We start from the raw sequence: 14,934 nt of genomic DNA on the forward strand, positions 1-14,934 counted from the left end.
GAACGTCTTCCCGCGTCGGCTGCACTAGGTTAGCAAACTTCGGGCACTGCTTCATACCGGGAATCGGCCCGACGGGGATCAGGCTATGCCGGAGATGCTGGTAGGTGTCCTCGGACGGCAGGATGGGTGATGTCAGCCTGTACTGAACCGAAGGAGCACGTATGACCGCGTTCAACGGCGAGGACGAGGTCGTCGAGCTGTGCCGCGACCTTATCCGCATCGACTCGACCAACGCTGGGGACAACGCGGGCCCGGGGGAACGGGCTGCGGCGGAGTATGTCGCCGGGAAGCTGGCCGAGGTGGGGCTGGAGCCGCGCATCCTGGAGAGCGACGACAAGCGGGCCAATGTGATCGCCCGCATCGAGGGTGAGGACCCGGGCCGGGGGGCTCTGCTGCTTCACGGGCACCTTGACGTCGTCCCCTTCGACGCCGGCGACTGGACCCATCACCCGCTGAGCGGGGAGATCGCCGACGGCTGCGTCTGGGGGCGGGGCGCGGTGGACATGAAGGACATGGACGCCATGATCCTTGCGGTCGTCCGCCAGCGGCTGAGCGAGGGGCGCAGGCCGCCGCGTGACGTGGTGCTGGCGTTCACGGCGGACGAGGAGGCCGGCGGCGAGTACGGCGCGCAGTGGCTGGCCACCGAGCACCGGAACCTGTTCGAGGGCTGCACCGAGGCGATCGGTGAGGTGGGCGGGTTCAGCGTCTCCGTCGGGGAGGCGAGGCGGCTGTATCTGATCGAGGCGGCGGAGAAGGGCATCGCCTGGATGAGGCTCGCCGCCGCCGGCCGGGCGGGGCACGGGTCGATGTTGAACAGCGAGAACGCCGTCACCGAGCTGGCCGAGGCCGTCGCCCGCATCGGGCGTTACGACTGGCCGGTACGGCTGACGCCCACGGTCCGGGCGTTCTTCAGCGAGGCCTTCGAGATCGAGCTGGAGGCGGACGACGCCGAGGCCGCGGTGGCGAAGCTCGGCCCGCTGGCCCGCATGATCGGTGCGACGCTGCGCAACACGGCGAACCCGACGATGCTGGACGCGGGGTACAAGGCCAACGTGATCCCGCAGACGGCGACGGCGCACGTGGACGGCCGCTTCCTGCCCGGGTACGAGGAGGAGTTCTTCGCCACGATCGACGAGCTGCTCGGGCCCAACGTGACCAGGGAGTTCGTCTACCACGACATCGCGGTCGAGACGGCCTTCGACGGGCCTCTCGTCAAGGCGATGGCGGGCGCCCTGCAGGCGGAGGACCCGGGGGCGCGGGCGGTGCCGTACACGCTGTCCGGGGGTACGGACCTCAAGGCGTTCAGCCGTCTGGGCATCCGCGGGTTCGGGTTCGCGCCGTTGAAGCTGCCCGCCGACCTGGACTTCTCCGGGATGTTCCATGGCATCGATGAGCGGGTACCGGTGGATTCGCTCCGGTTCGGAGTTCGGGTTCTTGACCGTTTCCTCGACTCCTGCTGACGTGTTCCGCGAAAAAGCGTTGCCTTAACTCCAAGTGCTGCTACGGTAACTTTCCGTTGAGGGGTTGGTCCCAGGGTCTGTCCTGCGAAAGCCGGGCGCTCGAGGAGTTCGGGGAGGTCACGTGGCACGCATGCCGGAAGGTAGGCGGAGGGCTGAGTCGCCCGCCGTCGCCGGGCGCGTGCCCGTGACCGTTTCAGGCGATCAGGCCCAGACGGGCGTGACGCGGGAAGGCCGGATGGCACGGTTCGTGGCCGGCTCCCGGTTCGGTCGTCTGCTGGCCATCGGCGGTCTGATCGCCGTCGGCTGGTTGCTGGGCGTGGTCTTCGGTACCGTCGGCGCCGCGCCCGCGGCCGCGGAGGCTCGCGTTCCGGCGGGTCACGTGGCTACGGCGAAGGTCGGCGACCTGGTCGAGAGCGCCCATACCGGAGCGGTGCGCCGTTCCGTCTCCACAACCCCTCATGTCGCCACCGGGCCGGCGTTGGCCGGCGGTTTCCCCACGGTGAGCGTCAACGCTCCGGCGGATGCCGGGGCCATGGCCGGAAGGACGGTCGACGGGCTCACCAGCCAGTCGAAGCCCGTTCATCCTCAACCATCCACCGCCGATCACTCGGCGGGGGCCAATGGGTTCGTGCCCAGGGGTGGTGGCTCCGGCCCGTCCGGGCCGAGTCTGGGGGACGTCGCGAGGTCCGTCTTCGACCTGCGGCTCATGGTCGCGCCCGCCGTCCTGGTGAGTGCGCCCACCCCTGTCGTCCGTACGGCAGCGGACGACCCTTCTTTCTCTCCCGACTGATCCCGCCTAGTGCCGGCCCTGACCTGAGCTGTCCGGCCGGTTGCGGAGCGTGCCGCCGATCTCTTCGTCGAGAAGCGACCTAGGCCGTCTCCGCGCGGGTGACACGTCGATTCCAGTCTCGCGATGGTCCCGGGCTCCACCGTGCGATCCGGCGATCCGCGTGATCCACCAGGTCGATCCATCGATTCGGGTGAATCCGCGCGATCCGGTGATCCGGATGATCCGCCGACTCGTGCGATGCGTTCGATCTCCGCGCCCTGCCGCCCCCGCGATCCACGCGGTGTGCGCAGTGTGTGCGGTCTCGTGTGGCACCGCCCCGTGCTCTTCGCGGTCTGTCAGGAACTACCCCCCAAAGAAACCAAGGAGCGATCTGTTATGCGAACGTGGGCGAAGGGCTCCGCTCCCGCAGCTCTGCTTGCGGTGGGCGTCATGGCTCTCGGTAGCGGCACGGCCGTTGCCGACACCTCCGGCACCGGTTCGGTGGGTGGCGGTAACCAGGTCAACCTGCCCATCACCATCCCCGTCGACATCAGCGGCAACGCGGTCGGCGTGATCGGCGAGTCGTCGGCCTCGTCCCGTGGCGGCTCGTCCGTCCAGGGCGGTTCCGGCTCCGCCGGCATCCAGGGCAGCACTTCAGGGCGCAACAGCGTGCTCGGCGGCAACCAGGTGAACGCCCCGATCACCGCCCCCATCAACGCGTGCGGCAACGCCGTCTCGCTGGTCGGGCGTTCCGACGCCGGCTGCCGGGGCGGGGCGACGGTCAAGAACGGCGGCGGCAGCGGCGGCGCGGGCGGCAACAGGACCGACGGCCGCAACAGCGTCCTCGGCGGCAACCAGGTGGTCGCCCCGATCACGGCCCCCATCAACGCGTGCGGCAACGCCGTGGCGATCTTCGGCGAGGCGACGGCAGGGTGCCGGGGCGGCGCGTCGGTCGTGAACGGCGGTGGACGCGGCGCGGGTGGCAACCGGACCTCTGGGCGTTCCTCCGTGCTCGGCGGCAACCAGGTGGTCGCCCCGATCACCGCGCCGATCAACATCTGCGGCAACTCGGTGGCCCTCATCGGAGAGGCGTTCTCCGGCTGCCGGGGCGGTGCCCATGTCAAGGGCGGCAACGGCGGCAACGGCTACAACGGCCACGGTTCCAAGGGTGGCTCGGGCGCCGGGCGTAACACGACCAGCGGGCGTCACAGCATCGGTGGCGGCAACCAGGTCGTCGCCCCGATCAACCTGCCGATCGAGGCCTGCGGCAACGCGGTGGGCAACGCCAGCGCGGGTTGCACGGGCGGCATCACCGCACGTCCGGCCGGGCGTGGCGGCGGCGCGGGCGGCAACAGGACCGACGGCCGCAACAGCGTCCTCGGCGGCAACCAGGTGGTGGCCCCGATCACCGCTCCCATCAACGTCTGCGGCAACGCGGTCGCCGTGATCGGCGAGGCCTTCGCGGGCTGCCGGGGCGGCGCGTCGGTGAAGGGCGGCGCCGGGCGCGGCGCGGGCGGCAACCGCACCGACGGGCGTCACAGCATTCTCGGCGGCAACCAGGTGGTGGCTCCGATCACCGCGCCGATCAACGTCTGCGGCAACGCGGTCGCCGTGCTGGGCGACGCCGCCGCGGGTTGCCTGGGCGGCGCGCGCGTCGGCGGCGGGCGGCAGGGCCACGTGGCTCACAGCTCCGGCCAGGTCTCGAGCACCAGGGCGTCGGGTCTCGGGCTGCTGCCCGACCTGCCTCTCGTCCCGGCCCTGCCGGGTCAGCGCGGGAACGTGACGCACCAGGCCGGCGGGCCGGAGAAGCCGGCCGCCCTGCCCGTGCTGCCGGCTCTGCCCGGTCAGGCCGGCGCCAAGAAGGGCCCGGCCGACGGGCCGCTGGACCAGGTCACCGGCATGGTGTCCAACAGCCCGGTCGGCGAGGCCGTGGCGAACACCCCTGTCGGCGGCGTCGTCGGCGGCCAGGCGACCCGCAACCTGCCGGTCAACACCGGCCTGATGAGCGCGGAGCAGCCGCTCGGCCTCACGGGGATGAACTCCGGTTCGCTGGCCGCTCTGCTGGCCGGTGCCCTGTTCGCCGCCTCGGCGACGCTGTTCGCGGGCACCCGCCGCCTTCGCTTCCGGCGGAAGTGATCACCTCATAGCGGCTCCGTCCGATCGCGGGACGGAGTGACAGACGCCTCGCCGCTTGCGAGGACGGCCGCGGTGCCGGGCCGTTGAGCCGGTTCGCGCGGCGAGGCACAGAAGCTTTGCCCGTTCCGGGGGCGCGGCCCGGAGCGGGCAAAGCCATGTCCGGAGGGGGGTTACAGTGGGCCGGACGGGGGTTACAGTGTGCTGGCCACTCGCAGGATCTTGCGGCGGAGCCGTACGTGCCGGCGGCCATCGGGATACAGCCGCAGGCGGTCCAGCTCCCAGTGTCCGTATTCAGCATGTTCTGTCAGCACTCGCCGGGCGGTTTCCCGTGTGGTCCCGCGCGGCAGATACAGGTCCAAATAGGAGTACTCGAGCACAGCGGTTAGTCTCCGAAGGGTGTGCAAGGGGACGCTGGCACTCTCTGGGCTCTATTCTGCGTCCTCGTGGGTATCGGGTCCAGGTAGGTGGAACACCGGTAAGTGACCGGGTAGTCCGACGGGGAGAGGTTTCCGACGACGGGTTACCTTCATGCCTGTGACGGATCACTCGGGCCGCCTCCCACGGTGGCCCGTCAGCGATCGGCAGGGGAATGACAGCGAACAGCGAGGTAGGAAGCAGCGTGCCAGCCAAGAACGGCAACGCCGGCGGAACCCGCCTGGTGATCGTGGAGTCGCCCGCCAAGGCGAAGACGATCGCCGGGTACCTCGGGCGCGGCTACATCGTGGAGTCCAGCATCGGCCATATTCGCGATTTGCCGGAAAAGGCCGACGACATCCCCGAGAAGTTCAAGGGCGAGGCATGGGCCCGTCTCGGGGTGAACGTGGACAACGAGTTCGAGCCGCTGTACGTCGTCAACCCGGACAAGAGGTCGCAGGTCTCCAAGCTCAAGCAGCTGCTCAAGGACGCCGACGAGCTCTACCTCGCCACTGACGAGGACCGCGAGGGAGAGGCCATCGCCTGGCACCTGCAGGAGGTGCTCAAGCCCAAGGTGCCCGTGCACCGCATGGTCTTCCACGAGATCACGCCGCAGGCGATCCAGGACGCGGTGTCCAACCCCCGCGCCCTGAACCTCCGGCTGGTCGACGCCCAGGAGACCCGGCGCATCCTCGACAGGCTCTACGGCTACGAGGTCAGCCCGGTCCTGTGGAAGAAGGTCAAGCCGCGCCTGTCGGCCGGCCGCGTGCAGTCGGTCGCCACCAGGCTGGTCGTGGAGCGCGAGCGCGAGCGCATCGCGTTCACCTCCGCCGACTACTGGGACCTGCGTGCGATCTTCGACGTGGGCCGCGACGAGGACCCGCGCAGCTTCGGCGCGACCCTGACCGGGGTGGACGGCCGGAAGGTCGCCCAGGGCCGTGACTTCGCCAGCACGGGCACGCTCAAGAACGCCGACGTCCTCCAACTGGACGAGCAGGCGGCCCGGGCCCTGGCGCAGCGCCTTTCGGACTCCCGCTACTCGGTCACCTCCGTCGAGAGCAAGCCGTACACGCGCAGGCCGTACGCGCCGTTCCGGACGACGACGTTGCAGCAGGAGGCGAGCCGCAAGCTCGGCTTCTCGGCGAAGTACACGATGCAGGTGGCCCAGAAGCTATACGAGAACGGCTTCATCACCTACATGCGTACCGACAGCACGACGCTGTCGGAGACCGCCCTGGCCGCCGCCAGGAGCCAGGCCGTGCGGCTGTACGGCCCCGAGTACGTCCCGGACAAGCCGAGGGTCTACCAGAGCAAGGTGAAGAACGCTCAGGAGGCCCACGAGGCGATCAGGCCCTCTGGGGACGAGTTCCGCACGCCCGGGGAGACCGGACTCTCCAGTGACATGTTCCGGCTGTACGAGCTGATCTGGCAGCGCACGGTGGCCTCGCAGATGAAGGACGCCGTCGGCGAGTCGGTCAGCGTCCGCATCGGCGGCACCTCCAGCACCGGTGAGAAGGTCGAGTTCAGCGCCTCCGGCCGCACGATCACCTTCTACGGCTTCCTCAAGGCGTACGTCGAGGGCGCGGACGATCCCTCGACCGACCGCGACGACTCGGTCAGCCGGCTGCCCAACCTGGGCCAGGGCGATCCGCTGACGGCGCTGGAGCTGGCAGCCGAGGGACACTCGACCCGCCCGCCGGCGAGGTTCACCGAGGCTTCGCTCGTCAAGGAGCTCGAAGACCGCGAGATCGGCCGCCCGTCAACGTACGCGTCGATCATCGGAACGATCCTCGACCGCGGGTATGTGTTCAAGAAGGGCACGGCGCTGGTGCCGTCCTTCCTGGCGTTCGCCGTGGTCAACCTGCTCGAGCAGCATTTCGGCAACCTGGTCGACTACGACTTCACGGCCGAGATGGAGAAGGTGCTCGACGACATCGCCAACGCCCGGGCCGAGCGGGTGCCCGAGCTGCGCCGGTTCTACTACGGCGAGCAGGGCGACGACGGCCTGAAGGAGCTGGTCAGCGACCTCGGCGAGATCGACGCGCGCGAGATCAGCTCGTTCTCGATCAAGGGCACGGACATCGTGATCCGCGTCGGGCGTTACGGACCGTACCTCGACCGTGACGGCGCGCGGGTCAACGTTCCAGAAGATCTCGCGCCCGACGAGCTCACGGCGGAGAAGGCCGAAGAGCTGTTCACGCAGCCGAGCGGCGAGCGTGAGCTGGGCGCCGATCCGGCCACCGGCCACATGATCGTGGCGAAGTCGGGGCGTTTCGGGCCGTACGTGACCGAGATCCTGCCAGAGGAGGAGCCGCCCGCCGAAGGCGCGAAGAAGAAGGCGAAGAAGGACGTCGCCAAGCCCCGCACGAGCTCGCTGCTCAAGTCGATGTCGCTGGACACGATCACGCTGGACGACGCGCTCAAGCTGCTGTCGCTGCCCCGCGTTCTCGGGGAGATCGACGGCGAGGAGGTCACCGCGCAGAACGGCAGGTTCGGCCCCTACATCAAGAAGGGGACGGACTCCCGCTCGCTGGCCTCCGAGGACGAGTTGTTCACGGTCACGATCGAGCAGGCCAAGGAGCTGTTCGCGCAGCCCAAGCAGCGTGGCAGGGGTCGTGCGGCCACCGCTCCGCCGCTGCGCGAGCTCGGCGTGGACCCGGTCTCCAAGCAGCCGGTCGTGGTCAAGGAGGGCCGTTTCGGGCCGTACGTGACCGACGGCGAGACCAACGCGTCCCTCCGCAAGGAGGACTCCGTGGAGCAGATCACGATCGAACGCGCCGCCGAGCTGCTCGCCGAGCGCCGCGCCCGTGGCCCGGCGCCGAAGCGGCCCCGCGCCAAGGCGGGAGCCAAGGCCGGCGCCAAGTCCTGATATTTCCGGCCACTACTCGGGGCGTCACGGACTGACGCCCCGAGCACGCCGCCAGGCGCCCACCGTCAGGCGAAGAGCGCGCGGCCCCAGTAGTCGCCGGCGTCGCGCAGGCCCGGCGGGCAGGCGAACAGGCCGCTGGAGATGTGCTTGATGTACTCGTTCAGCGTGTCCTTGCGCGCGAGCTCCATCTGGATGGGGACGAACTGCTTGCGCGGGTCGCGCTGGTAGGCGATGAAGAACAGCCCCGCGTCGAGCCGCCCGAGCCCGTCGGAGCCGTCCACGTAGTTGTAGCCCCGGCGCAGCAGGCGGGCTCCTCCGTGCGTGGTCGGGTGCGCGAGCCGGATGTGGGAGTCCATCGGGATCACCGGGGTGCCGTCGGCCTTCTTGCCGGCGAAGTCGATCTCGTCGAACTCGTGCTTCTTGCCCAGTGGCGCGCCCTCGCCCTTGTCCCGCCCGAAGATCTCCTGCTGTTCGGACAGCGACGTCCTGTCCCAGGTCTCGATGTTCATGCGGATCTTCCGGGTGACCAGGTAGCTGCCGCCGGACATCCAAGCGGGGCCGTCCGCGGCGGCGACCCACAGGTTGTCCCTGAGCATGGCGGCGTCCTCGAGCTTGAGGTTGTTGGTGCCGTCCTTGAAGCCCATCAGGTTGCGCGGGGTGGCCTGGCTGCGGGAGGTGGAGGACGTACGGCCGAAGCCGAGCTGCGACCAGCGGACAGACACCTTGCCGAAGCCGATGCGGGCCAGATTGCGCACCGCGTGCACGGCGACCTGCGGGTCGTGGGCGCACGCCTGGATGCAGATGTCGCCGCCGGAGATCTCCGGCCGCAGGTCGTCCAAAGGGAACTTCGGCAGGTCGGCGAGGGCGGCGGGCTTCTTGGCCGCGAGGCCGAACCGGTCGTCGAACAGCGATGCCCCGAAGCCGATGGTGATGGTCAGACCGGACGCGGGCAGGCCGAGCGCCTCACCGGTGTCGTCCGGCGGGGCCTCCACCGCGCCGCCGACGGCGCCGAAAGTCCCGGCGTCCTTGCCCTGGGTCATCCGCGCGGCCGCCGCCGTCCACTCCTGGAGCATCTCGACCAGTTCGTCGCGCTTCTTGGTGATCACGTCGAAGCTGACGAAGTGCAGGCGGTCCTGCGCGGGGGTGACGATGCCGGCCTGGTGCTCGCCGTAGAACGACACGGGGTCTGAGGTGGAGGCGGCCGCGGCGGGCGGCGTGCCGTCCATCACGGTGCGGGTCGCGAGCACTCCCGCGCCGGCGGCGGCGACGCCGGCCGCTCCGAGGCCGAGCAGCTTGCGGCGGTTGATCTGCGTCATCGGGCCACCACCGCGGCGACCTTGCTGATCGGCTCGGCAAGGGCGTTGATGGCGTCGGAGAGTTCCTTCAGATCGTCCTTGGACAGCTCGGTGTGCAGCTTCCAGCCGTCGCCGTCGCGGTGCTTGCCGAGGGTGTCCTCGGCGTGGGCGAACTTCTCGTCGAGCGTCTTGGCGAGGTCGGGGGCGCGCTCGTCGAGCACGGGGCGCAGCGCGGAGACGGCGGCCTGCGAGCCCTCGAGGTTGGCGGCGAAGTCCCACAGGTCGGTGTGCGAGTAGCGGTCCTCCTCGCCGGTGATCTTGCCGGTGGCGACCTCGTCGAGCAGCTCCTTGGCGCCGTTGGCGAGCTTGAGGGGCGGGACCTTCTCGGCGGAGGCCTTCTCGACGATCTTCTTCACGTCGGCCATCAGCTTGTCGGCGATCGGGCCGTCCTTGCTGATGTCCTTCGTGACCCAGAGGTCCTTCTCGATCTTGTGGAAGCCGGTCCACTCCTCGCCCTTGGCCAGGTCGCCCTCGCGGGCGTCGATGGCGGGGTCGAGGTCGCCGAAGCTCTCGGCGGCGGGCTCGATGCGCTCCCAGTACGTGCGCGCGATCGGGAACAGCGACTTGGCCTTGTCGATGTCGCCCGCCTTGACGGCGTCCACGAACTCCTGGGTCTTGACGAGCAGCGCGTCGGTCTGGCTCTTGACGTACCGCTGGTAGTCGGCGGTCGCCTTGGCGAGCTTGGCGTCTTCGCTGAGCGCGACGGCGTCGCCGGTGACCTTCAGCGGGTTGCGGATGCCCTTGCCGATCATGCCGGGCTTGCAGGCGGCCTCGTACACGCCGGCCGGCAACTCGATGAGGACGTCGCGGGTGAGGCCCGGGACGATGTTCTCCACCTCGCCCATCACCCGGTCGCCCGCGGCGTAGACGTAGAACTCGGTGACCTTGCTGCCGCCGTTGGTGACCGAGAACGTAGAGGTGCCGGCGGGGAGGGCGGCCGTGGAGACCTTGCACTCGGTGTCGGAGGCCGCGACGGTGATCTTTCCGGGCTTGCCCGATGCCTGGGCGGCCGTGTCGCCACCGCCGCTCGATGACGAGCATGCGGTGAGCCCCGCCAAGGCCAGCGCGCCGGCGGTGAGGACGAGGGCGGTACGCATGGTTCTCCAGTTCACGAGATCACGTTGAGCAAGGAAGGGGAGGTGGTCACGACGAAGCTGAGGCGGTGGTCGCGGACGGCGCGGGCTTTGGGCCCGGCCCCTTGCGAGCCGGCATGAGGAAGAGCGTCAGCACGGGCACGAGGTAGGCGACCCAGGCGATCGTCTCCAGGATGCTGGGCTCCGGAGTGAAGTTGAACATGCCGCTGAGCAGCGTGGTGTACCAGGCGTCGGGCGGGAGGGCGCCGGTCAGGTCGAACGCCGGGCCGGCCAGCACCTGCACCACGCCGGCCTCGATGAGGTCGTGGACGCCGTACTTGAAGATGCCCGCCGCCACCAGGATCAGCAGCAGCCCTGTCCAGGTGAAGAACTTGGTGAGGTTGATGCGCAGCGCGCTCGCGTACAGCCCCCAGCCGAGCACGACGGAGGTGGCCAGACCCAGGCAGATGCCGATCAACGGGGAGGCGCTGGTTGTCGCCCCCTGGGCGGCGGCGAAGAAGAGCAGCGCGGTCTCGAGGCCCTCGCGCGCGACCGCGAGGAAGGCCATCACGACGACGGCGGTGGCGCCGAGGTTGAGCGCCTCGCTCAGCTTGGCCCGCAGGTCACCGGACATGCGGCGGGCCGCCGTCCGCATCCAGAAGATCATGAAGGTGACGAACACCGTGGCGGCCAGCGAGGCGATCGCGTCGAAGAGTTCGTGCTGGCGCGAGTCGAGGTTGGCGGCGGTGAAGGTGAGCAGGGCGCCGAATCCGACGGACAGGGCGATGGCGGCGGCCACTCCGGCCCACACCAGCGGCAGCCGGTCCCGGCGGTCGCTCTTGACGAGGAAGGCGACAAGGATGGACACGACAAGGGTCGCCTCAAGCCCCTCTCGCAGACCGATGAGATAACTGGCGAACACTGGTGCTCCCTGACGCTTGCTTAGCCTTACCTAAATTAGGACAGACTTACCTTAGCGTTGGCAAGAGCATGACCCGCAGCCGGGCATCCTGTTCGCCTTGTTCCCTTGCCTTCGCGGTAAGCCGTTCCTGGGTTCCCGGGGTACGGTTCCCGGACTACCCTGCGAGAACGCGCGCACTGCGGCAAAGCTCCGGCTTCCCGGTGGCGGCCCCGCGGCCCCTTCGCCGTGGCCGCCCGCCAAAGCACGGCCTCGGGGTCCTTGTCGCCTTCTGGTGACAGTTGAGTGGCCGGTGAGTCGCGAGGGCCGTGCGTGCCGGCGCGGGCACGGGGCGTCCGCTGTTTCCGTCCGCTGAATCTCCGCCCGCTATAGCCGGATTGATCATCACTTTTCCCCATATGTTCCCTACGGGGTACGGCGCGGAGGTAATACGCTCAGGTAAGGAGCAGGCGGACGAATCCGTCTTGCGTTCGATCCACTCCGGCACAGCGAACAACCTGGATACGCTGACATCATGACCACCTCCGGCCGGTCCGCTACGCGTCGCAGACCCCCTCACGTGCTGGCGAACGCCCCCTTCCGCCGGCTGTGGTCGGCCATGGCGGTCTGCAGCCTGGGCGACTGGCTCAACATCATCGCGATCACGGCCTTCGCTGCGTACCTGACCCAAGGGTCGGGGTACAAGGCGCAGAGCCTGGCCATCGGCGGTGTCTTCGTCGTCAAGATGCTGCCCGCGATCCTGCTAGGCCCCCTCGCGGGCGCGTTCGCCGACCGGTTCGACCGGCGGCTCACCATGTTCCTGTCGGACCTGCTGCGCTTCGCGCTCGTGCTCTCGATCCCGCTGGTCGGCAGCTACCAGTGGATCATCATCGCGACGTTTCTCGTCGAGTGCGTGAACCTCTTCTGGGTGCCGGCCAAGGACGCCACCGTGCCCAACCTCGTCCCCAAGGAACGGCTGGAGGAGGCCAACCAGCTCAACCTGCTGGTGACGTACGGCACGGCCCCGGTCGCCGCGGCGCTGTTCGCCGTCCTGTCCGTGAGCGTCGAGATGCTCGGCAAGGCCGTCCCCAGTCTGGCCTGGGAGCCGGCCCATCCCGCGCTGATCGTCAACGCCGTCGCCTACCTCGTCTCCGCGTTCCTGATCTTCACCCTGAAGAGCATCCCCAAGGGGCACACCGCCACGGTCTCCGCGCCGTCGGTGTTCCGGCAGATCATCGACGGCTGGCGCTTCGTCGGCGCGAACCGCATGGTCCGCGGCCTGGTCATCGGGATGCTCGGCGCGTTCGCGGCGGGCGGCGCGGTCATCGGCGTGGCCAAGGTGTACGTCGTGGCGCTCGGCGGCGGGGACGCCGCGTACGGCACCGTCTTCGCCGCGGTCTTCATCGGTATGGCCCTCGGCATCTTCTTCGGCCCGCGCCTGCTGCGCGAGCTGTCGCGGCGGCGCCTGTTCGGGCTGGCCATCGTCACGGCGGGCGCCGTGCTCGCCGCCACCGCGCTGATCCACAACCTGGTGATCGTGGTCATGCTGGTCGTCGTGCTGGGCGCCTGCGCCGGCATCGCGTGGATCATCGGGTACACCCTGATCGGCCTGGAGGTCGAGGACGGCCTCCGCGGCCGCACGTTCTCCTTCCTGCAGTCCATGGCCAGGGTGACCCTCCTGCTCGTGGTCGCCGTCGCCCCGGCGCTCGCCGGCCTGTTCGGCGAGCACGTCATCTCGCTGGGCGCCGGCCTCGACTACCACTTCGACGGGCCCAACCTCGTCATGCTGATCGGGGCGGTGGTCGCGATCGTCGTCGGCGCGCTCGCGCTGCGCCACATGGACGACCGGCGCGACGTCCCCATCGCCTCCGACCTGATGGCCGCCCTCAAGGGTGAGCGGTTCGTCCCGGAGTCCACCGAGCAGTCGCGCGGCCTGTTCGTCGCCTTCGAGGGCGGCGAGGGGTCGGGCAAGACCACCCAGTCCCGGCTGATCGCCATCTGGCTGCGCGACCAGGGCTTCGACGTCGTGCAGACGCGCGAGCCGGGCTCGACCAAGGTCGGCATGCGGCTGCGGGCGATCCTGCTGGACTCCGCGCACCAGGGGCTGTCCGCACGCTCCGAGACGCTGCTGTACGCGGCCGACCGCGCGGAGCACGTGGAGAAGGTCATCAGGCCCGCTCTGTACCGGGGAGCGATGGTCGTCTGCGACCGGTACGTCGACTCCTCGCTCGCCTACCAGGGCGCCGGGCGCGAGCTGGAGCCGCAGGACGTCGCCAAGGTGAACTCCTGGGCCACCGGGGGGCTCGTCCCCGACCTCACCGTGCTGATCGACGTGCCGCCGTCGGTGGGGCTGGCCAGGTTCGCCTCGCCGGCCGACCGCATCGAGTCCGAGCCGGTGGAGTTCCACGAGCGGGTCCGCCGGGAGTTCCGGGCGCTCGCCGCCGCAGACCCCGACCGGTACCTCGTCGTGGACGGGCTCCGGACGCAGGAGGAGATCTCCCTTGTGATCCAGGATCGCGTCCGCGAGATCCTGCCCGACCCCGTCCCGCAGGAGACCGAGGCCATCACCGGCACGATGCCCGCGATCCGCGACTGACGTCCGGCCTCGGGTCCCCGGCGACGGGCCTCCAGGGGCAGGCCTCTGGGGGCGGGCCTCCGGTTACGGCCTTCGGTTACGGGCCTTCAGGGACGAGTCTTCGGGCGAGGGCATCCGCGGTTAGTCTGGCGTGCGTGACAGTCTTCGACGACCTGGTCGGCCAGGAGCAGGCGGCGGCCGTGCTGCGCCGCGCCGCGGCGGCCGGCGCCGAGGCCCTCGCCGGAGGGCGCGGGGCGGGCATGACGCACGCCTGGCTGTTCACCGGCCCCCCCGGGTCGGGGCGCTCCGAGGCGGCCCAGGCGTTCGCCGCGGCCCTGCTGTGCCCCGACCAGGGCTGCGGCCACTGCGACATGTGCCACCAGGTCGCCGTCGGTTCCCATCCCGACGTCGAGACGGTACGCCCGCAGGGGTTGTCGTACAGCGTCAAGCAGACGCGCGAGCTGGTGCTGCGGGCGTCGGGCGCCCCCACGCTGGGGCGGTGGCGGGTCATCCTGTTCGAGGACGCCGACCGTTCGACGGAGGCCGCCGCGAACGCCCTGCTCAAGGCCATCGAGGAGCCGCCGCCGCGTACGGTCTGGCTGCTGTGCTCGCCCTCCCCGGACGACATGGTGATCACGATCAGGTCCCGATGCCGCGTGGTCACCCTCCGCACCCCCTCGACGGCGGCCATCGCCCACGTGCTCGCCACGCGGGACGACGTGCCGGTCGAGATGGCGGAGTTCGCCGCGCGCGCCACCCAGGGGCACGTCGGCCGGGCGCGGCGGCTCGCCCTGGACGACGAGGTACGACGCCGGCGCGGGGCCGTCCTGTCGCTGCCGCGGACGCTGACCGGGGTCGGCGAGTGCGTCGACGCGGCGGAACGCCTGGTCAAGACCTCCTCCGAGGACGCCGACGAGGCGACCACGCACCTCAACGAGTCCGAGACCACCGAGCTGCGCAAGATCTACGGGGAGGGCTCGTCGGGGAAGGGCCTCAACAAGGGCCTGGTGCGCGGCGGCGCCGGAGCGATCAAGGACCTTGAGGACCGGCAGAAGTCCCGGGCGACGCGCATCAAGCGCGATTCCCTGGACGTGGCGCTTCTCGACCTGGTCGCCTTCTACCGCGACGTCCTGGCCGTGCAGTTCGGCGCCGAGGTGGAGCTGTCCGCCGAAGACCGCAGGGCCGACCTGACCGCGCTGGCGCGATCGAGCCCGCCCGAGGACACCCTGAGGCGCATCGACGCGATCATGCTGTGCCGGGAGCGGCTGGCGGCCAACGTCAACCCGCAGATCGCCATCGAGGCGATGACGCTCTCCTTGTGGCGCCCGCGCCTTTGAGGCTCCCGCACCGACATTCGTGACATTTTCCGCGTCGCTGCCGAGCAA

At 69.9% G+C, this 14,934-nt stretch carries 10 protein-coding genes; 6 read left to right on the forward strand and 4 right to left on the reverse strand.

The features are described 5' to 3' along the window. The first annotated feature begins 161 nt into the window (after window positions 1-161). The 3 genes from MYF83_RS10000 to MYF83_RS10010 all read left to right on the forward strand — a co-directional run bounded on the left by MYF83_RS10000 (window position 162) and on the right by MYF83_RS10010 (window position 4,365). Window positions 162-1,460 carry a M20/M25/M40 family metallo-hydrolase gene (locus MYF83_RS10000; RefSeq protein ID WP_248959958.1) on the forward strand — a complete coding sequence of 433 codons (1,299 nt, stop codon included), beginning with the start codon at window positions 162-164 and terminating at the stop codon, window positions 1,458-1,460. Between the two features lie 235 nt (window positions 1,461-1,695). Further along, a complete protein-coding gene (locus tag MYF83_RS10005; RefSeq protein WP_248959959.1) occupies window positions 1,696-2,250 on the forward strand; it encodes a hypothetical protein in 555 nt (184 codons plus the stop codon). Window positions 2,251-2,679: 429 nt separating this feature from the next. Next, complete coding sequence (locus MYF83_RS10010) at window positions 2,680-4,365, forward strand: chaplin family protein (protein WP_248959960.1); 1,686 nt, start codon at window positions 2,680-2,682, stop codon at window positions 4,363-4,365. Between the two features lie 191 nt (window positions 4,366-4,556). On the opposite strand, the gene MYF83_RS10015 is transcribed toward MYF83_RS10010, so the two are convergent. After that, the gene (locus tag MYF83_RS10015) at window positions 4,557-4,742 is read right to left on the reverse strand and encodes a DUF5703 family protein (protein WP_248959961.1); all 186 of its coding nucleotides are present in this window, start codon (window positions 4,740-4,742) and stop codon (window positions 4,557-4,559) included. Window positions 4,743-4,984: 242 nt separating this feature from the next. Here MYF83_RS10015 and topA point away from each other — a divergent pair, with 242 nt between their 5' ends. Further along, window positions 4,985-7,648, forward strand: a complete 2,664-nt coding sequence (topA, locus tag MYF83_RS10020; protein WP_248959962.1) for a type I DNA topoisomerase — start codon at window positions 4,985-4,987, stop codon at window positions 7,646-7,648. 65 nt (window positions 7,649-7,713) lie between these two features. Here topA and efeB read toward each other — a convergent pair whose 3' ends face one another. The 3 genes from efeB to efeU are packed head-to-tail and all read right to left on the reverse strand — an operon-like array spanning window position 7,714 to window position 10,998. Beyond that, complete coding sequence (gene efeB / locus MYF83_RS10025; protein WP_248959963.1) at window positions 7,714-8,964, reverse strand: iron uptake transporter deferrochelatase/peroxidase subunit; 1,251 nt, start codon at window positions 8,962-8,964, stop codon at window positions 7,714-7,716. Further along, window positions 8,961-10,115 carry an iron uptake system protein EfeO gene (gene efeO, locus MYF83_RS10030; RefSeq protein WP_248959964.1) on the reverse strand — a complete coding sequence of 385 codons (1,155 nt, stop codon included), beginning with the start codon at window positions 10,113-10,115 and terminating at the stop codon, window positions 8,961-8,963. Before efeO ends, efeB begins: the two co-directional genes overlap by 4 nt. Before the next feature lie 31 nt (window positions 10,116-10,146). Next, window positions 10,147-10,998: an iron uptake transporter permease EfeU gene (gene efeU / locus MYF83_RS10035; protein WP_248959965.1), complete on the reverse strand. Its 852-nt coding sequence runs from the start codon at window positions 10,996-10,998 to the stop codon at window positions 10,147-10,149. 511 nt (window positions 10,999-11,509) lie between these two features. Between efeU and tmk the strand changes: the two genes are divergently transcribed. Together tmk and MYF83_RS10045 are read left to right on the forward strand one after the other, a co-directional pair. Then, window positions 11,510-13,570, forward strand: a complete 2,061-nt coding sequence (gene tmk, locus MYF83_RS10040; RefSeq protein ID WP_248959966.1) for a dTMP kinase — start codon at window positions 11,510-11,512, stop codon at window positions 13,568-13,570. 134 nt (window positions 13,571-13,704) lie between these two features. Continuing rightward, window positions 13,705-14,886, forward strand: a complete 1,182-nt coding sequence (locus MYF83_RS10045; protein WP_248959967.1) for a DNA polymerase III subunit delta' — start codon at window positions 13,705-13,707, stop codon at window positions 14,884-14,886. Window positions 14,887-14,934: the final 48 nt, after the last annotated feature.

The organism is Sphaerisporangium perillae (assembly GCF_023276435.1).
GTDB classification, from domain to species: Bacteria; Actinomycetota; Actinomycetes; order Streptosporangiales; family Streptosporangiaceae; genus Sphaerisporangium; species Sphaerisporangium perillae.

What these genes read in the sequence shown, in the direction of transcription:
- efeB (WP_248959963.1), bottom strand. Translation starts at nt 8,964, where the DNA reads ATGACGCAGATCAACCGCCGCAAGCTGCTCGGCCTCGGAGCGGCCGGC.
- MYF83_RS10000 (WP_248959958.1), top strand. Translation starts at nt 162, where the DNA reads ATGACCGCGTTCAACGGCGAGGACGAGGTCGTCGAGCTGTGCCGCGAC.
- tmk (WP_248959966.1), top strand. Translation starts at nt 11,510, where the DNA reads ATGACCACCTCCGGCCGGTCCGCTACGCGTCGCAGACCCCCTCACGTG.
- MYF83_RS10005 (WP_248959959.1), top strand. Translation starts at nt 1,696, where the DNA reads ATGGCACGGTTCGTGGCCGGCTCCCGGTTCGGTCGTCTGCTGGCCATC.
- MYF83_RS10010 (WP_248959960.1), top strand. Translation starts at nt 2,680, where the DNA reads ATGGCTCTCGGTAGCGGCACGGCCGTTGCCGACACCTCCGGCACCGGT.